Below are 20,604 nucleotides of genomic sequence, written 5' to 3' on the forward strand. Positions count from 1 at the left end.
AGCCTTCTGCCGTGGCTCCAGGAGTGCTGTCATCTTCCTTCTGCTCAGCCACCCCCGGTTCCGCCCCATTCGGACCGCCTGAAAGAAGCGCTGCTCTAACGACCGGTCGGACTTGTACTCACATGCGGGTTCTTTCCCGAGTCTTGTGTGAACGGCTCGCTCATCGTCATAAGGTGCAGGCCCAAGGATCAAAAAATGGCAATTCACGCGATCAGTGTGTGAGCCGGGATTTACGTCTCCACGCAGCCGCAGGACATCAGGATCATCGGTCGGCAGCGCTCCAGCCCGCGAGGCAGGCATGGGGCAGTCTGAGGCTTCCCGGAGAAATTGCCGGCCTCCGCGATCCGGACCGCTGTCCGACCCACCTCCAAACCGTCAGTCAGAAGCGGCCCGCCATCTGCCCTCCTGCCGGTCTATTCTCCCCCGAAAAGGGGAGAAAATGAATAACCAAGCCTCCAAGCGGGTCACGAAGTCTGAAAAATCCGTCCGGATAATGACTTTCGAATGAATTTCCACTTGAAATCCTGACTACCCGCAACCATCTGTCCGCCGCTTTCATGAATTCACATAATGAATACATTGTGAAGCCAACCCAAACCCGTTCTCGTTTCTCAAAACCCTCCGGTGCATGTGTCGCCCCTCTCTCGACTTGAGCAAGAATTCTGCCCTGAAACTGGGTGTTGTCGTCCGGGAAAGCTACCTGAGAAGCCGCTTCAGCGTGTTCGAAGGGGTGATGGACTACTGTCTGGAAAATACCGGACTGAAGGCGTTTCTGATCCCGCTCCAAGAAGGCTGCGAACCCGCTCCAGACGCTCTGGCAGAGGTCTCGGGCGTGGTGATCTGGGCCGCGCCCAGCGATGGCGCATGGGTGCTGCCCCTTTGGGAACGAGGCGTCCCTGTGGTGAGCTGCAACAATGCCTTCAACGGGCAAGTCCCGACCGTTTCCGCCGGCGAGCCCTACGAGCTGGCCTACCAATATCTGCTCAGCCTCCAGCGGCACACCATTGGTTTCGTCACGCGACCGGAGATCGATGAGGAATGCAGGGTGCGATTCAATAGCCGCATCGAGTCGGAAGAGCGGCAGGCAAGGATCTTCAAGGGTGTGCGCAAGGATCCCGGCCGCTTCCCCGAGCACCTGCTGGCAGGCACGGACGAGGTCGAACTCGAGCGCTTCCTGATCAGCCTGCCAAAGCCCGCCGCGCTCTGGTGCATCCATGATGAGATGGCAGCGCTCGTCTGGCGCAAGGCGGAGGAGCTCGGTATCAGCGTGCCCGGCGAACTCGCGCTGCTGGGCATGGGCGACCATCCCTGTGCGGTGCATAGCACGCCCGGCATCTCCACGGTGAGGATCCCCGGCATCCAGCTCGGCCAGGCAGCGGCGCGGCTGCTGCACGGGCATCTGTTCGGCTCCAGCATGCTGACCCACGATCTAACATTCTCCACCGAACAGGGGGCGTTGTTGGTAGAACGTCTCTCGACCGGTGGATCGAATCCGATCAACCGCGGCATCCAGAGGGCTTGGCGCCTGCTGGAGAATTACCCTTCCGAAGGCCTCACCGTAGACTGCCTGATTGAGAAATCCCGCGCGTCCCGGGCGACCTTTTACAAGGAGTTCGAGCGCGCCTTCAACATGCCGCCCGGCAAGGCAATCCGCCTCTTCCGGACAAAGAAAGCGAAGGAACATCTGCTCAGCACGGACCTGCCGATTTCCCAGATCGGCCGCATGTGCGGCTTCTCAAGCGAGAGCGATTTCTCGAACTTCTTCAAGCGGGAGACCGGGCAAACTCCAAAGGAGTGGCGGAGATCGCGGCAGCTCCATGAGGGCGGCTGCACCGAGGGCGATGAACGGATATAGAATCGAAAAAGTTCGATACCTCCGGCCTGTTGTTCGCCAGCTCCGCGCAGACTAGGAACTAATCAAGCTTCGTCCGGGTGGCCACCCCGCCAAGCAGCAGCCGCCGTCATACCGCTCCCCCCAGATCATGAGACTGCTGCCTGTTCGGCCCGTCCCGATGAGGCCTGCAAACCCCAAGAGTGCTCCGGGGCCGCCTACTGGGCGGCTCCGGACATGATTGGCCGGATCTACCCCTGCCCTCTTCTCCTATAAATCCAGTAGCTCGGCACGGCAGGATTGAGCTGCCCCGCAACCTGCCTTACCTTGCCTCGCTTAACCTGGCTTCACCGGTCCTCATTTCGCAACCCAGCTTTGCCACGATGATCACCTTTCACATCGTCGTCCAAGTGATCTGGCTCGCCGCCACCGCGCTGATCCTGCTCAAGCTTCAGCGGTGATTGGCTTAGCCAAGCCAGAGAACATCCCAACTTTTCCTGTTCTCTCCCGCCACGTTTAGACCTCTTTTCAAGCACCCGCATGGCGGCACTGGTGATCATCCCTCCCCAGTGCTTGCCCCTGCTCGCCGTGGCGCTAACCTAATTTCCAACAGATTCGGATTTCCTCGGCTTGATTGGCGGACGTGACAACCCCAGACTCCGGAATTGATGGCGGTCCAGCCTAACAAACGATCGATCCTCCTGGGTGCCGGTGGTCTCTTGATCCTGGCGCTCGGCGGCTTTGTCGCTTGGGAACGGGCAGGCGCTTTCGCCGATGACTCCGGGCAAGATCAGAGGCAGGCCAGCTTGGAATCAGCAGCCGCACCGGCGAAGTCCGACAAAGACCGAAGCAAGCCAGCGCGCTCGGATCGGGAGTTCCAACAACTAGCCGACAAGTGGTATCAGGAGATCGTCGAGAAGCACCCGGAGCTAGCCATCAACTTCAAGGATGTGCCCGATGATCAGAATGGCTTCCTACAGCTCCTGAACTTCACGGACCGCTTCGGGCAATACGGTGCGGACGGCCTGCCGCTGCCGGAGAACATCCGCGCCATCCTCGATGGCAAGCAGCCATGGGATCCTGCGGCGATGGCGAATTGGCTGGAGGAAAACCGTGCGCTCTTTGATGAGATCGTCGCCATCGGTCTTCTGCCCGATCAATCGGTGAAGGGCATCGACATGGATCGCCTGAAGTTCTTTAGTGCCCGGCTTCCCTACGATTGCAACCGGCTGCTGCTCGCCCATGCCCGGATGGCGATGGAGGGTGGCGATGAAGCGGGCGCGCTGCAGAGCACCCGCGCCGCGCTGGGTATCTCCGATCACTTGGGAGAGATCGAGATGCCCTCCCTGCTTTCGGAGACCGTCTCCCTGCTCGTCGGCCAGTCCACGCGGAAAACCATCTTCGACCATATGGCCGCAGCGGAGGGCTCCGACCTCGCAGCTTGGCAAGAGCTCCTCACCCGCAATCAGCATACGCCAGAGGATCTCGCACGAGTCTTCCTCGGCGAGTGGCATCACAGCACCCGCAGTTTCCTGCTCCCCGCACTCCTCGGTGATCCCCGCAGCTTGCCAATGATGGTGGACAATTCCGGCCGGGAACCAGAGCCCGTGCAAAAGATCCATGACCCCGATGCGGTGCTGGCGGCCCAGATCGCCTACTTCACGCAGATCACTGCAAATATGAAGGAATCCACGGTCGGCGAGATCCCGGGCCTCTCCGTCAACCCGGTCGATACCACGGGGCTCTCCAAGGATGGGGCCGCGGTGCTCGACATGCTCTTCAAGGGTTCCGCGGCCTGGTCGAAAGGCTGGACCCGATCGCAGACCGATGCGGCCATTCTCAATGCCGCCCTGCAGGCCGCCAGCGGTGGCGAGGTCCCGCTGGAGCCCTACACCGGGAAGCCCTTCATCATCGATCAAGAAGCAGGCACCATCCGCGTCCCGGAGGATCCGTGGTTCGAGAGCATGAACTACCAGCCGGTGAAGATCCCGGTGCTCAAGCAACGCTGAGCGCCATCACTTCGCCTCGATCGCGCTGCGGATCTCTTCCATCTGCGCCTCTGTTAGATTCTAGGAAGCCGCGTTGTCCCTCACCGCCTCGAAGGCCTTCGGTCCACGCAGCGTCTTCACGTGGTCGATCCTCTCTTCCACCGGCATCGATGAGAGCAGCGTGGAGATCCCCCAGGGGCGGCCTTGATCGATGCCGGCTTGCAAGGTCTCACGCAGATAGGTCGCGGTCTCTTCCTCCGAGCCACCGCCAGAGCGCAGCAGGTCGAAGAAGGCACCGGGCATGTTCTGATACTGTGCCCCTATGAAGAAGCTCCCGCGCTCACCCTCCGGCAGCTCCCGCAGCATCCCCATCGCCCACTCACTCGCCGCCGCGGAGCCATGCTGCTTCTCAATGGTGCTCCTCACCTCGCTCCACTGATCCCGGATCTCCTCTCCGGCCGCAGCGCGGGCGAAGACATACTCCACCGCGGCATCCCGATCGACCTTTGCCCAAGCTGCCATCACCCCGCCGGGATTGATCGGGCGCTCCATCTTTTTCCCCAGCTCACGATCCATCGCCGCCTGCAGCGCCCGGAAGTCAGTGCCGGGCGGAGGCTCCAGGGTGACGTTCACGAAGCTATTCACTCGTTCCGTGGCGCTGGGAATCTTCTTCCAGAACTCCACCAGCTTCTCCGGCCCCTGCGCCAGGCTTTCCTTCGACAGATTCATGATCAGGGTTACCAGCCGGTCGTCATTGAACGAGGAAATGAAGTCACCATTCGAGACCAGGCACTCGAAGGCCTTCGCGGGATCGCTCCCGGACAAGGAACCCGCGATCGCCTTGATGACAAATTCCCGGGAGGCAGGCTGCTGGATATTATTTGCCCAGGCCCACGCCGACTCGAAGTCTTCCACCACCCATGCATCGATCAGGCTCCATGCCTTCGTGACCGTTTCCGAGTCCAGCCCGCCGATCCCATACGAGTCGAACCACGCCTCGATGGATGGGCCCAGATCCTTGCGCGGGATTTCCTTCGCCATTGCCACGATGTCATCCGGGGCCCTCTCGCTCAGCTTCATTCCCCACTGCTTGCGGCTAGAGTCACGCGTGGGTTTGCCGGCAGCAGCTGAAGAAGCGGCTTGGAGGGCTGCCTCCTGGCCTCCCTGCGCCGCAGTGGCAGAATTTTGGCGACCGCCAAACCACCCTGCCCCGTAAGCCCCCAGCACGATCAGCATCCACCACCGCGATTTCATTCGCCCGATAGACATCATAACTCAGGGACGGTGGTCAATCCTGCAGCCGGGGCGGCATCCGGGGAGAAAGGAGGGGCACCCCGGCATCCGCGCGCTTGACATACCGGAAAATCTCGTAACGATATTTTTCGTCATGACTGACGTCGTTACGTTCTCCAAGATCCTCTCCGACGAGACGAGGTGGCGGATCCTGCGCTTGATCAAGCAGGAAGCGCTCTGCGTTTGCGAGTTGGCGGACATCCTTGAAATGCCGCAGTCCTCGGTCTCCAGCCATGTGCAGGTGATCCGGAAGGCAGGGCTTCTGGAAAGCGAGAAGCGGGAGAAGTGGACCTACTTCCGGATCGAAGCCCGCTACCTGAAGCCGATCGCCCAGTTGGAAGCCTTCTTCCATGAGGACAACGCGAATCACCCGTGGCGGGAGGACGAGGACAAGATGAGCAAGCGCTTGGAAGAGCGAGCGGACAGCTGCTGCCCGGGGCCGATCCAACTCAAGCCGCGACGCTCCCGAACCATCACCGGACCAAACAGAAGATGAAACTTTCAGAACTCAAGTCACTGCTTAGCGAGCACTCCGCGCGCTTCTTCCGCATCCAGCTGCCCGATGGCGCGGCCGTTCCCCTTTCCTTCCACGTCACGGAGGTCGGCCGCGTTCACAAGACCTTCCTCGACTGCGGCGGCACGCTGCGGGAGCTGACCACTTGCCAGCTCCAGGTGTGGGTGGGGCCCGACTACGATCACCGGATCGAGACCGGCAAGATGGCTGCGATCCTGGAGAAGGCGAAGGCTTACCTGCCGGATGAAAGCGTCCCCGTGGAGGTGGAATACGAGGACCGGGTGATCTCCCAATACGCCATCGAGGATCACGAGATCACGGATGAAGCGGTGATCCTCAAGCTGGCGCACAAGCATACCGAGTGTCTGGCCCCCGAGCTCTGCGGCCTGCCTGCCCTTACCCGCCTGCCCGCCATCGGTGGGAGCAAGGTGCCGTGCTGCGGTCCGGGCGGTTGTTGATCCTGCGATGAGAAAGGCGCTGGCAGAATTCCTCGGCACCTTCGCGATCGTCTTCGCGGGGACCGGTGCGATCGTGATCGATCAGGCCAGCGGCGGGATGATCGGTCATCCGGGCATTGCTTTGGTCTTCGGACTCGTGGTGCTGGCGATGGTCTATACCTTTGGCGATATCAGCGGGGCGCACCTGAATCCTGCGGTGACGCTGGCCTTCGCGGCTTCCGGGCGTTTCGCTTGGCGAGGAACTCCGGGCTACATCGGCGCGCAGCTGGCGGGGGCCTTTGCCGCGAGCGGGGTGCTGCGTTTGCTCTTCCCCGGCTCCGCGAGCTTGGGGGCCACCTTGCCCGCTGGATCGGCGGGGCAAAGTTTCGTGCTGGAGCTGATCCTCACGGCGCTGCTGATGCTGGTAATCCTGAATGTCTCCAGCGGGGCCAAGGAAAAGGGCATCACGGCAGGTATCGTGGTGGGCTCGGTGATTGCCTTCGAGGCGATGTTTGCCGGGCCGATCTCAGGCGCCTCGATGAATCCCGCGCGCTCGCTTGCACCCGCGATCGTCGGCGGCCATTGGCAACATCTGTGGCTCTATCCCGCCTCGACCATTCTCGGAGCCCTGCTCGCGGTGCCGATCTGGCAGTTGCTCCGCGGCGATGAATCTCAGAATACCACGTCCACATGAACCGAGCCAAGAAGCCTCTCGTCCTGATCCTCTGCACTGGAAACTCCTGCCGCAGCCACATGGCAGAAGGTATCCTGCGGGCCGCCGCCGGAGACCTCCTGAATGTCCAGAGCGCCGGCTCGAAGCCTGCCGGCTACGTTCACCCTCTCGCCATCAAGGCGCTCGAGGAGATCGGCATCGACATCTCCGGACATCACTCGAAGCACATGGACGAGTTCCTGACGCAAGAGGTCGGGATCGTTATCACCGTCTGTGGCAATGCCGACCAAGCCTGCCCGATGTTCCCCGGACAGCTGCAACGCCATCACTGGGGCTTCGATGACCCGGCGCATGCTACAGGCACGGAGGCAGAGCAGATGCTGGTCTTCCGCCGGGTCCGCGATGAGATCAAGATGGTCTTCGAGGCCTATGCAGCGGGACGGCGTGATTCGATCGCGCAGCTTGAGGTCGGTTGAGAAATCAGGCTTCTTGGTCAGCGCACTTCCATGCGCTATCGCCCCTTTCGATCCCTGAGCTTCTGGTTCGGCATTCCCGGATTGATCTTCCTTTTGTGGGCGTGGGTGGATTCCATGCACTACGACTCGAAGGTATCCTACAAGGCGGGGTGCCGCCTCAGTGACGGCACGCTGACCAGCCGCTACACGTCGGCCTCGAATAGCGGTGCCAATGTCGCGCTCTCATGGACCCGGCCCGATGTCAGCTACAAGCTTCTGTCCCACCATTTCGATTCGACGAAGCGCGATCCTCGCGAACAGACGTCATGGCTGCCACTTCCGTCCTATCATGCGAACCGCAGTTACCCCGGCATAATCTACTATAATCTCAGTATCCCCCACTGGTTCCTGATTCTCTCCTACGGCTTCCTTTGGATCGTGGGGATACTTTTCCAATGGCTCGTCGTAAAGAGGATCAAGGCGGGACAGCGGGCTCTGGAGGCAGAAGCGGGAAAGGCCTAGATCCTCCCGGTCAGGCGTCAATCGGAACGCTTTGTGAAGGGAGGGCATTCTTGCCCGCAATGGGCACGGTCCCGCGGCGAACAGGAGCGCACTCGGGCGGCCGAGGGCGGCCAACCCTACCTTTTGACCTACTTCGCGGGTCCTTCGAAGGACTTGATCCACCGGTTCAGGTCATCGCGGAGTCCTTCCTTTGTGCCTGCTGTCGGGCCGAAGGGGCGGACGGTGCGGAGCACGAGGGCCTCGGGAAGGTCATCACGGGATTGGTCCCGCACCCAGCGCCTGCGAAGCGCGGCAGTGGAGGCGCCATCGGGCAAGGCTTCGACCTCGGCCAAGCGGCTCTGTAGGAAAGCGGCCGCATCTGCCTTCCATTCTACCTCACTGTAGGCAGAGAGGCGGTCAATCTTACGGCTGAATGTGGCCAGGCTCACCAACATCCTGGGATGCTGGTCACTGAGCCCGCCTACCATGAGTGCATCAAATTCACGCATCGCAGCCAAGAGTACTTCCTTGTCCCGATCCGTCACCCCACCGAGATCCTTGTCAATGATCTCGCGAGCTCTCGCCATCAATGCCTTGCGAATCTCCGAGGGAGAACGCTCGACGGGATCGGCCGGTTCGAGTCGCGATTGTTCGTCGGATACCTTCTGGGGCCTTGCTTCTGTCTTGGCACCGCTGCTCTCCGCGATCGCCAAGGCTGGGCTGGTTTCGTCAGAAGCTCTGGCGGTTAAGTCAGCCTTCCTCCCATCGAGGTTAGGAAGGAATCGCCAACCAAGACCAAGGGCGAGGAGGAGGACGAGGAGTGTGGTTTTTTTCAAGACGGTGGCAGTGAGGATAGCAGTGAAGCTGGCGAGTGCACCCGCCCCGGCACCGGCAGCAGTGGCGCTAGTGGCCAGGGCCTTCGAGGCGAGACTGGATGCCGCGGGAAGTACTGCCTGTGCATCTGAGGCGAAGCCGGTGAGCATGGCGGCGGCGAGTGTGCCGCCAGCCTGGCAGCCCCGCCGGGCGAGATGGGCACGGAGCCGCTCGGTGGCACGATCCACCCTCTTCTGTGCCGCGGCGGTAGCGATGCCAAGCGTAGTGGCGATCTCACGAATGGTGAGCGAGCGATAGAAGCGGAGGAGCAATGCCTCGCGGTCCTTCGCAGGGAGGGCGGCGAGTGCTTCATCGAGCAGGGGTTCCATTTCTTTCCAGACACTCGTGCTCGCGGGATCCAGAGCTGAAGTTTCCATGGCAAGTTGCAGGTAATGGCGCTTCCGGTCCTCACGTCGGGATTTCCGGGCGAGATTCCTCGCATGCATCATGGCAGTGGCGTGGAGCCATCCGCCGAGTGATGCGCAGGTCAGCAGCGTCGATGCCTTTGCCGCGAGGGTAATGAAGGTGAGCTGCGATGCTTCCGTCGCGATGGATTCATCGCCACAGGTCCTGCGGGCAGTGGCGTGGACGAGCGCGGTGTACCGCTCCACGAGGGAGTGGAATGCGGCTTCACGATGCTCGCGGAGCCACTGGCTCAGGAGTTCGTGATCGGATGGCACGCTCGTTTCCATGTTCTGGAAGAGAGTGTCACGCTGCCGGAAATGGCAGACAAAAATTTTTGCGGAAGACGCAGCAAGCACTCAATCCGGACCGGAGAACATCCTGTGAAATACTTCTCCATTTCAGTCCGCGGATCTTCGTTAGGCCTCGGGATTGGAAAGATAGCCACCCGCCGAATTCCGGGGGGTCAATTCATGCCGTTCCACCCATCAAGCACCATCTGCCGCCAAGCCTCCCGTGCACGGCGGGAGAAGGGAGTATCGACCTGATGCATCCACTTGTCCTCCGCGGCACGCAAGATCGACGTCCGCTCTGCCACAGGGATCGAGTTCCACGAGGCATCGAGCTTCTCCGATGTATTCGTGCCGAGCAGCGCCGCCGCGAGAAACTCCTCACGCCGCCCGAGTCGATCGGCGGCGGACAGCAGTTCTGGCGCGAGCTTCCCGCCTTGGAGCCCGCCGATATCCGACCAGGCTTGATCCAAAAACACCGCGGGCAGCGCGCCTGCGGCCTCCAGCGCCTGCTCGCGATCCCGGGCATCGGGGCAAGCCGCGATATTCTCCAGCAATAGCCTTCCCTGACGCTCCATGAGCTCGTTGTTGAGATACTCCGGATGCGCGGCTAGCCATTCGCTCGACTCCACCGGAGATCGCTTCGACCATTCATAAAGCAGGTTTTCGGGGATGCTCGTGGGTGGCGTCTCGGTAGTCACCAGAAAATCCAGCGCTTTTCTGAAATTGAAATCCCCGCTGTAGGCCGCGACCAGAAAGACCCTGCTCTCCTTCGATGGCATCTCGCCGAAAATCTCGATCATCTTGTCTGCAGAGAAACCGGCTGCGGCAAAGACGCAGCCTTCCAAGGCGGGTCTCCCCCACTCCGGATCCGCGAATTCGCCCCGATGCCGCTTGAAGAGTTCGAAGGCCTTCCATGGATCCTTCAGGGCAAACAAACCGAGAATCCTTTCGCTGAGCAAGGAACGAAGCTTCTCATCCTGGATGGCAAGCGCCTGATCGAAAGCCTGCCAGCCGAGGCGATCGGTCAGCACCTCCAACACCATGGCAAAGTCGTGATTCTCCAGCGTCGCGTTTGCCGAGAGCCAATCCCACAAGGCCTTCGTTTCGCAGCGAACGAGTATCGAGCGCAGTTGCTGATCTTCATCTTTCAGGGTCACGAGACTCCCGGGAGACGAGGAACTCTCATCGCGAGAACCGCTCTTCGACGCGATGGCTTGCCCTGTCGGAGCGGAAACCTCTCTACGCCCGCTCAGCCCGAAACCGACTCCGGCCGAGAGAAAAACAAGGCATGTCGATACGAAGATGAGCTGGTGCATCTTAATCATTCCCCGGATTCAGAAGTCGGGTGTCTCAAGATCGGATAGAGATTGAGAAGATCATTCCGGCGACCGGGGTTCCCCTTCCCAAACTCGGCCAAGCCTCCGGCGATGCGGGCTAGCCTGTCCTCCGGAAGTGCTTCAAGCCCGCGCTGGATATCTGCCCGCAGATCTTCCTTGTTCCAACCGGCCCCCAGAAACTCTGACACCCGGTCGGAGAAGGGCACCCGGACATCATCCCAGGTATCCAACCTCGCCAATGCCCCGATGGGATCCGTGCTCGCCCACGCTGAGAAGAAGCCGGAGAGCGGGATGCCATCCTTGGCCAGAGCTTCGGCGGCACCGCTTTCGAGCCATGGCTTCACATCCATATCAGGCTGGAACAGAAGTTCATCCTGATAGGAGTTCGTCTTGCCCGCAAAAAGAAGCACCCAAGGAATCTCCGACCAAGCGGACCGCAAGGCCTCGGGACCAGCCTTGGCGCGGTGCTGGAGCAGTTCCATTACCGTCCCCGGGAAACAAGGCGGCTTCCGCTTGCTGGCAATCACTGCATCGAGCGCCGCATCCGGATCCGCTTGTGCCCAGCCTGCCATGACATGGCCGCGGCGCTCCGGAGCGCATTCATCGACCCACTCCACTGCCGCCATTCCCTCACGCTTTCCCAGCTCGAAGAGAGCAACGCAGAGTGAAGCCTCTGTTTTCTCTACCTTCAGCCACTCGGTCTCATCATCGAAGGAGGCCAACCTCTTCAAGAGTTCCTGGATCCTGCCACGCAACGCGGCGGTTGAAAGCGATGCATCCGCTTCCGCAACCTGCCCGCTGGCAAGCTCTGCTTGCTCGCGCAGCTTCTGGAGATCTCGCTGGAGATCGGCTGCGGAGTTAGGCCGCGCTTCGTGAGTTGAGCGCCTTTTCTCCCCACGCGCAGCTTCCGGTCTCCCCGCCGGCATGCCGCGGCTGACCACGAAGCCTGCAAGACCCAGCAACGGTGGGATCAGCCATCTGAGGGAGATGTGCATCGAACGTTCGACGGCAGCTTCTGGTTTTCATTCACGGGAAAGACAAAGGAATTCGGAAGCGGCATGCGTGACACAGGCGATGGCTGCGAATCCGCTGGACCTGTTATCTAAACATTCGTTTTACTCAACGACATGAAGAAGCTGCGCCCGACCTTCGTTTTGCTTGCCCTGCTCAGCCTGATCGGCGGCGGCGTGGCGGTGAAGATGAGGACGGATGCACGTGCGAAGCGTGACGGGAACCAAGGCAGTGCGCGCAGTGAGGATAGCGGTGGAAGCGTAGCGGCAAGCAAGCGACCGCGCGCGGAGCAAGGCGACCCAGAACGCGTGAAGCGGGTGCACGAGTGGCTGCAGCTCACGGAGATCGATGCGCGGGACAGGGACATGTGGCAATCGGTCCACGCCACCATCGGCGGCCTCTCGCTGGAAGCCGTGAAAGCCCTGCTGGCAGATCGCGGGGCATTGGAACGTGTGAAGATGCCGCCGGGGAGCGATAGCTATCAGCCCGAGCAGTATCCGCTGCGCTTCACCATCCGCTCCCTGCTGTGGCAACGCTACGCGGCGCTGGCTCCGGATGGGGCTCTGGCTCTCGCCTTCCCTGATGATGCACCTGCAAAGGACAGCTTCATCCAGATCGAGGATGTGCTTCTCGGAGTCGCGACGGTCGACCCGCGGCGTGCCTTTAAAGCCTGGCTGACCCACTATGCCGAGGCGGATGACTCCCAGTTCATGACACGCATGCCGCTGGAGATGGCGACTTGGGAGCTGGTGACAGAGTGCGCCAAACAGGACCCGGAGGCGGTGGCCTCGCAACTCGGCGAGGTAGGCCCCGGAATGAAAGGCCGCGCGTATGAGGGCTATGCCTGGGCTCTGGGCGGGGGTGCCGATTGGGCAGCAGAAGTAAGACGCTTCGATCACCTTTTCCCCGGTCCCGCGGAGCGGATCTTCGAGTCGCAACATCCCACGGCGGCGCTCGCTTCAAAGTGGGCCCAGTCCGATCCCGCGGCGGCTTTTCAATGGATCGCATCGCTGGAAAAAAATCCCGACCCTACATTGACAGCAATGGGATATAGCCAGGTCATCGCAAGCTGCCTGACCGAGCAGCCTGCGGCGGCCGTGGAGTTCCTGAAACAATGGAAAGCGCCGGTGGCCAATGTGGACCAGCTCTATGCCAAAGTGCTCACCGGGCACGGCAGCGAGAACGCCACGATCGCCAATGGCACGCTGGAGCTGATTCGGGATCCCGCGCAGCGCGAGGCGGTGGCGCAGGAGCTGATCGCGAGCACTTCGACTTCTCGGGAGGTGCTGCGGATCCTAGAGACCTCCCCACGGCTCCCGGATCGCGTGAAGCAAGCGGCAAGCGCGGCGCTGTCGAGGTCGAATTGATCCGGCTAGCGGAATCTCCTCCTTCGATCTCAAGGCGCTTAACGATTTTTCACACGCCGTTCACCGGAAAAGCTGGATCGACTCATGGCAATCGCTCAAATGCATCAACTAACCCATGAGTCGTATTCCCGGCCTCTATCCCCTTTCCGTCGCCGCGATCGCGGGTCTGGCCGGTTGGGCGGCGTATGGCTTTGGCAAGGGTACGTCGGATGTCGCGCAGATCCCCGGTTCAACCCCGAAACCGGCGATCACCAAGGAGGCTTCTTCAAGCGCGCGAGGACGTGAGGCAAGGCCGGTGCTGGATCTGGCTGCCGAGATCGGGCGGATGTGCGGGAGCTCCCCGGTAGGACTGGAGAGTTGGGATACGATCCGCAGCCTGAGCCTGGAGCAAGTGGAGGAGGCGCTGGAGATCGCCCTGGCTCCGCCTTGGAAGAAATCCACGAGCGTAGTCCGGGAGATGCTCTTGACCCGCTGGGCCGAGCTCGACCCCGAGCAAGCGATGGCCAAGGCGGTGGAACTTCAGGAAGGAGAACAGTCGTCCCCGCCGGGAAAATCCGCGCTGTGGACCTGGGCGCAGCAGGATCCCGAGGCAGCACGCCGCTGGGCCGCCACGAATCCCGAAGCTGCGAAGAAACTCGGGTTCATCGCCATGCTCTCGAACCTCTGCCTCAAAGAGCTCCCGGCCGTGGCCATGGAGAAAGCGGCACTCTGGGGAACGGAAGTCCACAGCGCCACCATGTATCAGCTTGCGAGCATGACGGGGCTCAACAGGGTATCCCGTCCGGAGTTCCTGAAGCTGTTGGAAGCTTTCCCTGAAGATCGGCGGGACGCGATGCGGAGCCAGTTCGTCGCAACATGGTGTGCCAGTGATCCCGAAGAGGGACTGGAGGGCCTAAAAGAACTGATCCCCGATGAAGGCGAGCGCAATAAACTGCGCGACCAAACCCTGAGATTCTGGAGCCGGAGCCAGCCATCGGAAGTCCTGGCATGGATCGAGGTTCATCCCCAGGAAACGAAACCGGAGAGTCAGGCCTACGCCTGGCGCGAGTGGGTAGGCCATCGCCCGGAGGAAGCCCTGAGCTGGCTGGAGGACCACGGGGATGACGCCAGGCTGGCCGAGGCAATCGTCCGCCATCTGCAGAGCTATGGATCGAATGATCCTTTTTCCGCCTCCGTGATTGACCAAAAGCAAAAGGACGGCCTGCGCCGCAGCTATCAGGTTTGGGCCGAAGCGGACCCTGATGCAGCCGCGAAGTGGCTGAGGTCCGCCGATCCGCAGGTGGCCGTCAGTCTCACGAATCCCTCGCCCGAGCCGAAATGAAGCCTTCCTCCGATAGAGCTCCGGTTTCTGCTCCGCTCCGCCGCGGCTTGATCGCACTGGTGGTCATCGGCGGTGCGATGCTGGCAGGCTACGGTGCGGGGCGTACTTCACGTGAGACGAGTTCCCCTTCCACCCATCCTTCCCATCGTCCTGCTGAGCGCAGCCCCGCCGGAGAGAGTCGTGAGAACGGGTCAGCCGTCTCCAAGGAAGAACGCGCCCGGCAACTGACGCGCATCAAGACACGGGTAAGGGAGCTCTGCCTGACCGGCACGGTGATGCAGGACTGGGAAGCGGAGCGCGAATTGGCCGGGCTGTTGGCGCAGCTCAGCGCGACAGAGCTCAGTGATTTTTTCAAGGAGGTATCCCATCCTTACCAAGGAGTGGAGATCCGGATGCGCGTCTTGAACGCATGGGCGATCAAGGATGGGCCCGCAGCGATCGAAGCCACGGCGGCAAGATTGGATGACGTCCATCTGGCATTCGATGCCTACCTTGCGTGGGGCAACAAGGATCCGGATGCGGCTCTGAAGTGGCTGCGGGAGGGCGATCTCTCCGCCTACGCCAAGCAGCAGAAGAGCATGCTGCGGATGAATTTCCTCTTCGTGCTGGCGGACAGGGATCTGGAAAAATCCTTGAACGAGGTCCCGGACATGGACGCCTTGGAGAAGAAGCTCTTCCTGCAACGGGTCACGGCTTCTGCGGCGATGGATGAGACGAAGATCATTAGGCTTCAGGAGTTCGCCGCCAGCGCCGACGAGGGAACGCGGAATGCGGTCGAGGACGGCACGGTGCTGACGATGGGTAGCAAGGATCCAGCGAAAGGATTTGATTACATCGATGGCTTGGAGGCATCCAGGGCGAGAAAGACGGATCTGGAGCTGACCTTGCTCCGCGCCGTGCCGAATGAGCGGGTGGCGGAGAGCATGGATGCTTGGGCGGCACGGCATCCGGATGGGAAGGACATCCCCGACCGCATGTGGCAAGAGCTGGGGACGAAGCTGATTTTTTATCGCGATGGGATGCGGGCTTGGATGGACGGCATGGAGCCCGGCCCGATGAGGGATGCCTTCTATCAGCACAGCGTGCGCCACCTCGTTTCCCGGGGAGACAGGGAGAGGGCGCTCCATTACATCGGCCAGATCGAGGACCCGGAGCAACGTGTTACAGCCATCCGGACCATGCACCGGATGTGGAGCGAATCGAACCCCGGGGAAGCGAAGACTTGGGAGGAGAGTCTCTCCGAGAGTGACCGGAAGCTGCTGGAGTGATGAAACCCATCGACAACACATCACCCATCGAAACCTCCCCAGGAAGCCGGATTCACGGCTGATAGGTGGCCGCCCTTTCTACCCACCACGCATGCGAACTTCCTTCATCACCCCCACCCTCACCGGACTGCTCGTGCTGGCAGCAGCGTGGGGCGGGTACCTCATGGGCCAGGGCAAGGCACCGGCAGTCCGCATGCTGGAGGCGAAGTCCGCCACTTCGAAGAATGCGGGGCGCGTGAAGGAGCCTGCGGCAGCGGGCAAACGCGAGAACGTGGAAGCCAGGATCCGTCAGCTGAGGGAGGCGAAGCTGGAGGAAGGGATGGCCATCAAGGACCAGTTGCCGGCATGGGAATACATCCGCACGCTGAGTTTGGATCAGGTGCAGCAGGCACTGCGCATCATCGGCCCCGATGCCGGGCCTGAGGAGCAGAGTCCGATTCTGGCAGCGATGCTTTATTCGCGATGGGCGCAGCTCGATCCCGCCACAGCCATGGAGACGCTCGCCGGACCGCATCGGAAGCAGGCCTGGGGACTGGGCCAAAATGCGCTGTGGACCTGGATGAAGAGCGATCCCGGGGCGGCCTATCAATGGTATCAGAAGAACCGCGAGTTGGCGAAGGAACTGGGCTTCGCAAAGAAGATGGCCGAGACGCTGGAGGACGAGCCAGCTGCCTCCGCGATCGGGAAGGCCAAGCTGCTGGGTGAAGAATTCCTGAACGAAGTCGCGAAAGGCATCGGCTCCCGGATGGCAGATAGCGCGGAGTCCCGTGAAACTTTCCTCCAACTCATCGCGGAACTCCCGGAGGGCGATCGCGCGGAGGCCATCGGCCGGATGCTGATCGAGTGGGGCAAGCTTGACTCGCCTGCTGCCTTCCAAGCGCTAGGCTCGATCGGCGACGCCGGAAAACGGGACAACACCCGGCGCTACGTGCTCAGCAGTTGGTTGAAGCGCGATCCTGCCGGTCTTCAGGAATGGCTGCATGAGAACCCGCAATCCAGCTCGCTGGATGAGCGGGCCAATCTCTGGAGCTACTGGGCCCGCGAACGGCCCGATGATGCCAGCCGCTGGCTCGCGACGCGCGGCAATCCGCCGGAAATGGCAAAGGCGATCGTCCACCGCATGCAATCCGCGATCGAGGGAAGACCCATCCCGCTCGGTTACAGCGAAGGAGCGAATGAAGCCACCGCCATCCGTGCGAACTATCAAACTTGGTCCACTGCGGAACCGGAGGAAGCCGCACGCTGGCTGCAAGCCACCGATGCGAAGACCCGCCGCGCCATTGATGAAAGCAGCACCAGCGAGAAGCGATGAAGAAAGGACCAATCATATCCATCGCACTCATTGCCAGCGCAGCGCTCGGCGGCTATGTGGCCGGTCGCAGCTCGCGGGCTCCGTTGACGGACACGGTGATGAAGTGGCAGCAGGAAAGCGCTGTGGATGACCTGCTTTCCGCACCAGAAGACGGGCATGCTTCCGATGCCGCAGCGCGTCATGCGCGGGCGAAGAAATTGAAGGAGCGCTTCCTCTCGCTGTGGTCGAGTGCGGATCAGCGCAACGGCGATCTCGATACCACGCTCGAAGGCCAGCGCGTGCTGGATCAATTGAGCACCGGGGAGCTCGCCGAATTCTGCCGTGCGAGCCCGGAGGACTTTTCCCTCCGTGCCCGCTTGCTCGATGAATGGATCATGCGCGACGCGCCGGCGGCGCTGGATACGGCGATCCACCTCTTTGCCGAGAAAGGGCTCATCATGCGCTGCATGCAGACCTGGAGAGATCGCGATCCGGAAGCATTGATCGCTTGGATGAGGATTCAGGAAATGCCGCCTCAATTCGCCGAAGCAAAGGCGACCATCCGCGTGAATCTGATCATGGATCTGACCCGGGAGGATTTCTCGCGCGCGGAGCAGGAGCTTCCCTATCTGGAGAAGAACGAGATGCAGTTCCTTCTCAAGCGGCTCGCGGCTGCGGCGGGGGCGGATCCGGAAAAAAGCGCACACGTGAAGGAACTCGCCGCGAAGTATGCTCCCGCCTACTCAGCCGAGCTTGAGAAGACGAGCTTCCGCGCCATGGCAGGTCGCGACCCCGAGGCCGCCGCACAGCATCTGGAAGCGATAGGCCTGAGCGGCAGCGAGAGAACGGAGATGGAGGTGACTTACTTGGAAGGCATGGTCCATCGGCCGGTGAAGGAGGCCTATCAGGCGTGGATGGATATCCGCGATCCGGCATCGCCCATCCCGGAGCGGGTGTGGGATGGCTTCAATTCGAATTTCATCTTCAAGCCGGATGAGATGCGCGGCTGGCTCGACACGCTGGAGCCCGGCCCGGTGCGCGATGCCTTTTATGAAAAGAGCCTGTCGCATCTCGCGGCGCACGGGCATTTCGACCAGGCGGCGAAGTTCACCACCACGATCGAGGATTCGGCGATCCGCAGTGCGGCCTTGAAGAGCCTGCAAAAGCTGTGGACGCAATCGAATGCGGAAGCGGCAAAGTCGTGGTCTGCCGGTTTGCCGGAGAGTGATCGGGCCGCGCTTGAACACTGATCTACCATGAAGCCAAAGTTTGCCAGCTACCTGCTCATCGCCGCCTTGGCGGGCCTCGCCTCATGGGCTGCCTTTCGCGCGGGCAAAGGTCATGGGGCTGTCGCTGCGATGTTCGCCGCCAAGCCCTCGGCAGGGACGAAGGCGAGCCAGCGAGAGGCCCGGGAACGCAGCACCGTGAGGAAAGTCGAGGTCTCCGAGATCCGCCGTTTCATGGGAAGGAACCTGGAGGACGCCACCACTGAGGAACTCCTCGAAGCGTGGGAACTGATCCGCAGTTTCTCAAAGAGCCAAGTGAAGGAAGGCTTGGAGATCACCGGACGAGCTTGGGATGGCGCGAACCCGAACCTGCTCGCACTGATGCTCTACACCCGCTGGTCGGAGCTGGATCCGGAGCCTGCGGTGAAGTCGGCACAAGGGCTCCCCGAGGAGGGCGCGGCGCGCACCTTTGGCGGGGTCGCCCTGTGGAATTGGGTGAAGAGCGATCCCGAAGCCGCCTACCTCTGGACCAAGAAGAACGAGGAGTTCGCCAAGAATTGCAATCACGACACCATGATCGCGGCGATGCTGGTTACGGAACCGGTAGGATCCGCTCTGGAGAAGGCCAAGCTGCTGGGGGACGAGGTGCTGCGGATGACCATGTCCCATTTCGCGGGTGCGGCTGCGGGAGATGAAGAAAAGCGGGCCATCTTCATCGCGGAGGCAGCGAAGCTTCCGGGAGAATACAAGGACATGGCTGTCTTTCAGATGCATAGCGATTGGGCGCTCGATGATCCGGAGAAGGCGCTCTCATCCGTGGAAGGAGCCTTTGACAATGAAGATTTGAAGAAACGAGCAGCCGAGACCATCGTCTCCGCTTGGGCGAAGCGTGATCCCCAACAAGCGCTCGCGTGGCTGGGTGCAAATCCTCCACCTAATCTCATCGAGCAACAGGCTTCCATCTGGAAGCGCTGGGTCACGGAGATGCCGGACTCCGCGCAGCTCTGGCTGAGCCAGCAAGGCGACTCCCCTGCCCTCGCGGAAACGATCGTGCGCCAGATCCAAAGCCGCCAGTTGAACCAGACACTCGGCATCGGCGGAAAGGCCGCAAGACGCGAGAAGGAGGCGCTACGCCAGACCTATCGCTTGTGGGCCGTCGCGAAGCCTGAGCAGGCAAAAGAGTGGCTGAAGAACGCCGACCCGCAGGTGGTACTCACATTGACCAGCTCCGAACCATGAAACGCGCACTCATCCAGCAACTTTCGCTCGCCCTGGCCGTGATCGGCGGCAGTGCGGCGATTTCCTATGGCATCGGGCGCTCGATGCGCGAGGAGCCTGCAGAGGCCGCGGCGCGCTGGCAGCAGGAAAGCCCCGGCTTGTCGCTTTCGGCGGGCGATCCAGCGGGAGACTCCGCGCTTCTATCTTCCGCGGATGCCACGCTTTCGCCCGAAGAACGGGCGAAGAAGGTCGCAGCGATCAAACAGCGCATCTCCGCGCTCTGGGCTTCTCCCCCCTACATCGTGATGGACTGCGAGGCAGAGCGGGAGTCGCATGCACTGCTGAAGCAGTTGGATACGGATGAACTCAAGGCGATGCTCCGCGAGACGAAGATTGGGACACAGCGGATCGCGAGCCACATCATCCGCACCCGGGTCTCGGAAGCCTTGATCGCGCGAGGCGAAGGACCGGCCGCGTTGGAAGAAAGCATGACTTATCTGGCGGATAGCATGAACCCGTTCCAGACCTTCGGGACTTGGGCGAAGCGAGATCCCGAGAAGGCATTCGCGTGGCTCCGCGATGCCAAGCTCTCCCCCGAACTGGAGGAGAAGCGCTCCGGGATGCAGATCAATGCCCTCTATAACTTCGCGAAGAAGGACTTCGCCCGGGCTGCCGCGGAGCTTTCCTACATCGCGCAGGAGGACAAGCGCTGGGCGCTGAATACCCTCGCAGGTGCAGCGCAGGGTCAGGAGGCGGAGGCGCTGCTAAAGGAACTCGTGGCGACCCATGATCCGGATGCAGCGATGGAAATCGAGCGATCAAAGGTGAACGACCTGGCGAAGGATGACCCGGCGGCAGCGCTGGAACACATCGCCGGGCTGGATCTGCCCGCAGAGCAGAAAGCCGAGCTGGAGATCGCGCAACTGGCCGCGATGAGCCACAAGTCCGTGGCGGAGGCCTACGATGCATGGCTCTTACGCCACGAAGACACGGATCCCATCCCGGAGCGCATGTGGCAGCAGCTCGATACGAACTTCGTCTTCCAGAATGCGGACACAATGAAGTGGCTGGACTCGATGCCGCCTGGTGCGACGCGCGATGCCTTCTATCGCCGCGGCGTGCGCCTGCTGGCCTCACGGCAGGACTTCGACAAGGCCGCCGCCTATGCCTCGACGATCGAGTCCCCGGAGGACCGCCGGCTCACGCTGAGGATGCTATCCACCATGTGGGGAGAGACCAACGCCTCTGCCGCGAAGACTTGGCGGGACGGACTGTCGCCCACGGACCGGCAGCAGCTTGACTAGG

19 protein-coding genes are annotated in these 20,604 nt (G+C 61.6%); 15 read left to right on the top strand and 4 right to left on the bottom strand.

Annotated elements, in window-relative coordinates:
- Positions 1 to 649 precede the first annotated feature (649 nt).
- The 3 genes from HHL09_RS00785 to HHL09_RS00795 all read left to right on the top strand — a co-directional run bounded on the left by HHL09_RS00785 (position 650) and on the right by HHL09_RS00795 (position 3,840).
- Positions 650 to 1,855 carry a helix-turn-helix domain-containing protein gene (locus HHL09_RS00785; RefSeq protein ID WP_169452600.1) on the top strand — a complete coding sequence of 402 codons (1,206 nt, stop codon included), beginning with the start codon at positions 650 to 652 and terminating at the stop codon, positions 1,853 to 1,855.
- A 179-nt stretch (positions 1,856 to 2,034) separates the two neighbouring features.
- Positions 2,035 to 2,292, top strand: a complete 258-nt coding sequence (locus HHL09_RS00790) for a hypothetical protein (protein WP_169452601.1) — start codon at positions 2,035 to 2,037, stop codon at positions 2,290 to 2,292.
- 207 nt (positions 2,293 to 2,499) lie between these two features.
- A complete protein-coding gene (locus HHL09_RS00795; protein ID WP_169452602.1) occupies positions 2,500 to 3,840 on the top strand; it encodes a hypothetical protein in 1,341 nt (446 codons plus the stop codon).
- A gap of 60 nt (positions 3,841 to 3,900) precedes the next feature.
- Here the strand turns inward: HHL09_RS00795 and HHL09_RS00800 are convergent, their stop codons facing one another.
- Positions 3,901 to 5,073, bottom strand: a complete 1,173-nt coding sequence (locus HHL09_RS00800; protein WP_169452603.1) for a hypothetical protein — start codon at positions 5,071 to 5,073, stop codon at positions 3,901 to 3,903.
- Between the two features lie 133 nt (positions 5,074 to 5,206).
- Between HHL09_RS00800 and HHL09_RS00805 the strand changes: the two genes are divergently transcribed.
- The 5 genes from HHL09_RS00805 to HHL09_RS00825 are packed head-to-tail and all read left to right on the top strand — an operon-like array spanning position 5,207 to position 7,713.
- Positions 5,207 to 5,608, top strand: a complete 402-nt coding sequence (locus HHL09_RS00805) for an ArsR/SmtB family transcription factor (RefSeq protein ID WP_169452604.1) — start codon at positions 5,207 to 5,209, stop codon at positions 5,606 to 5,608.
- Positions 5,605 to 6,084, top strand: coding sequence for a DUF6428 family protein (locus HHL09_RS00810; protein ID WP_205760952.1), 480 nt, complete (start codon positions 5,605 to 5,607; stop codon positions 6,082 to 6,084). The genes HHL09_RS00805 and HHL09_RS00810 overlap by 4 nt, the downstream gene beginning before the upstream one ends.
- A 7-nt stretch (positions 6,085 to 6,091) precedes the next feature.
- Complete coding sequence (locus HHL09_RS00815) at positions 6,092 to 6,757, top strand: MIP/aquaporin family protein (RefSeq protein WP_169452605.1); 666 nt, start codon at positions 6,092 to 6,094, stop codon at positions 6,755 to 6,757.
- Positions 6,754 to 7,212 carry an arsenate reductase ArsC gene (locus tag HHL09_RS00820; protein WP_169452606.1) on the top strand — a complete coding sequence of 153 codons (459 nt, stop codon included), beginning with the start codon at positions 6,754 to 6,756 and terminating at the stop codon, positions 7,210 to 7,212. The genes HHL09_RS00815 and HHL09_RS00820 overlap by 4 nt, the downstream gene beginning before the upstream one ends.
- 30 nt (positions 7,213 to 7,242) lie before the next feature.
- On the top strand, positions 7,243 to 7,713 hold the full coding sequence (locus HHL09_RS00825; RefSeq protein WP_169452607.1) for a hypothetical protein: 471 nt from the start codon (positions 7,243 to 7,245) through the stop codon (positions 7,711 to 7,713).
- A 128-nt stretch (positions 7,714 to 7,841) separates the two neighbouring features.
- On the opposite strand, the gene HHL09_RS00830 is transcribed toward HHL09_RS00825, so the two are convergent.
- The 3 genes from HHL09_RS00830 to HHL09_RS00840 form a co-directional block, all read right to left on the bottom strand.
- The gene (locus HHL09_RS00830) at positions 7,842 to 9,257 is read right to left on the bottom strand and encodes an RNA polymerase sigma factor (protein ID WP_169452608.1); all 1,416 of its coding nucleotides are present in this window, start codon (positions 9,255 to 9,257) and stop codon (positions 7,842 to 7,844) included.
- A 176-nt stretch (positions 9,258 to 9,433) separates the two neighbouring features.
- On the bottom strand, positions 9,434 to 10,417 hold the full coding sequence (locus HHL09_RS00835) for a hypothetical protein (protein WP_169452609.1): 984 nt from the start codon (positions 10,415 to 10,417) through the stop codon (positions 9,434 to 9,436).
- A 164-nt stretch (positions 10,418 to 10,581) separates the two neighbouring features.
- Complete coding sequence (locus HHL09_RS00840) at positions 10,582 to 11,592, bottom strand: hypothetical protein (RefSeq protein ID WP_169452610.1); 1,011 nt, start codon at positions 11,590 to 11,592, stop codon at positions 10,582 to 10,584.
- Between the two features lie 132 nt (positions 11,593 to 11,724).
- Between HHL09_RS00840 and HHL09_RS00845 the strand changes: the two genes are divergently transcribed.
- The 7 genes from HHL09_RS00845 (at position 11,725) to HHL09_RS00875 (ending at position 20,603) form a co-directional block, all read left to right on the top strand.
- Entirely contained in the window at positions 11,725 to 12,975 is a 1,251-nt protein-coding gene (locus HHL09_RS00845) for a hypothetical protein (RefSeq protein WP_169452611.1), read from the top strand.
- 115 nt (positions 12,976 to 13,090) lie between these two features.
- The gene (locus HHL09_RS00850) at positions 13,091 to 14,296 is read left to right on the top strand and encodes a hypothetical protein (protein WP_169452612.1); all 1,206 of its coding nucleotides are present in this window, start codon (positions 13,091 to 13,093) and stop codon (positions 14,294 to 14,296) included.
- Positions 14,293 to 15,564 carry a hypothetical protein gene (locus tag HHL09_RS00855; RefSeq protein WP_169452613.1) on the top strand — a complete coding sequence of 424 codons (1,272 nt, stop codon included), beginning with the start codon at positions 14,293 to 14,295 and terminating at the stop codon, positions 15,562 to 15,564. Before HHL09_RS00850 ends, HHL09_RS00855 begins: the two co-directional genes overlap by 4 nt.
- Before the next feature lie 91 nt (positions 15,565 to 15,655).
- Positions 15,656 to 16,876, top strand: coding sequence for a hypothetical protein (locus HHL09_RS00860; protein ID WP_169452614.1), 1,221 nt, complete (start codon positions 15,656 to 15,658; stop codon positions 16,874 to 16,876).
- Entirely contained in the window at positions 16,873 to 18,105 is a 1,233-nt protein-coding gene (locus tag HHL09_RS00865) for a hypothetical protein (RefSeq protein ID WP_169452615.1), read from the top strand. Before HHL09_RS00860 ends, HHL09_RS00865 begins: the two co-directional genes overlap by 4 nt.
- A 6-nt stretch (positions 18,106 to 18,111) precedes the next feature.
- Positions 18,112 to 19,320, top strand: a complete 1,209-nt coding sequence (locus tag HHL09_RS00870; RefSeq protein ID WP_169452616.1) for a hypothetical protein — start codon at positions 18,112 to 18,114, stop codon at positions 19,318 to 19,320.
- Complete coding sequence (locus HHL09_RS00875; RefSeq protein WP_169452617.1) at positions 19,317 to 20,603, top strand: hypothetical protein; 1,287 nt, start codon at positions 19,317 to 19,319, stop codon at positions 20,601 to 20,603. Before HHL09_RS00870 ends, HHL09_RS00875 begins: the two co-directional genes overlap by 4 nt.
- The last annotated feature ends 1 nt before the right edge of the window (position 20,604 follow it).

The organism is Luteolibacter luteus (assembly GCF_012913485.1).
In the GTDB taxonomy this organism is placed as follows: Bacteria; Verrucomicrobiota; Verrucomicrobiia; order Verrucomicrobiales; family Akkermansiaceae; genus Haloferula; species Haloferula lutea.

Coding starts and splice junctions, on each gene's coding strand:
- HHL09_RS00795 (WP_169452602.1), top strand. CDS start 2,500: ATGGCGGTCCAGCCTAACAAACGATCGATCCTCCTGGGTGCCGGTGGT.
- HHL09_RS00800 (WP_169452603.1), bottom strand. CDS start 5,073: ATGAAATCGCGGTGGTGGATGCTGATCGTGCTGGGGGCTTACGGGGCA.
- HHL09_RS00805 (WP_169452604.1), top strand. CDS start 5,207: ATGACTGACGTCGTTACGTTCTCCAAGATCCTCTCCGACGAGACGAGG.
- HHL09_RS00810 (WP_205760952.1), top strand. CDS start 5,605: ATGAAACTTTCAGAACTCAAGTCACTGCTTAGCGAGCACTCCGCGCGC.
- HHL09_RS00815 (WP_169452605.1), top strand. CDS start 6,092: ATGAGAAAGGCGCTGGCAGAATTCCTCGGCACCTTCGCGATCGTCTTC.
- HHL09_RS00820 (WP_169452606.1), top strand. CDS start 6,754: ATGAACCGAGCCAAGAAGCCTCTCGTCCTGATCCTCTGCACTGGAAAC.
- HHL09_RS00825 (WP_169452607.1), top strand. CDS start 7,243: ATGCGCTATCGCCCCTTTCGATCCCTGAGCTTCTGGTTCGGCATTCCC.
- HHL09_RS00830 (WP_169452608.1), bottom strand. CDS start 9,257: ATGGAAACGAGCGTGCCATCCGATCACGAACTCCTGAGCCAGTGGCTC.
- HHL09_RS00840 (WP_169452610.1), bottom strand. CDS start 11,592: ATGCACATCTCCCTCAGATGGCTGATCCCACCGTTGCTGGGTCTTGCA.
- HHL09_RS00845 (WP_169452611.1), top strand. CDS start 11,725: ATGAAGAAGCTGCGCCCGACCTTCGTTTTGCTTGCCCTGCTCAGCCTG.
- HHL09_RS00850 (WP_169452612.1), top strand. CDS start 13,091: ATGAGTCGTATTCCCGGCCTCTATCCCCTTTCCGTCGCCGCGATCGCG.
- HHL09_RS00855 (WP_169452613.1), top strand. CDS start 14,293: ATGAAGCCTTCCTCCGATAGAGCTCCGGTTTCTGCTCCGCTCCGCCGC.
- HHL09_RS00860 (WP_169452614.1), top strand. CDS start 15,656: ATGCGAACTTCCTTCATCACCCCCACCCTCACCGGACTGCTCGTGCTG.
- HHL09_RS00865 (WP_169452615.1), top strand. CDS start 16,873: ATGAAGAAAGGACCAATCATATCCATCGCACTCATTGCCAGCGCAGCG.
- HHL09_RS00870 (WP_169452616.1), top strand. CDS start 18,112: ATGAAGCCAAAGTTTGCCAGCTACCTGCTCATCGCCGCCTTGGCGGGC.
- HHL09_RS00875 (WP_169452617.1), top strand. CDS start 19,317: ATGAAACGCGCACTCATCCAGCAACTTTCGCTCGCCCTGGCCGTGATC.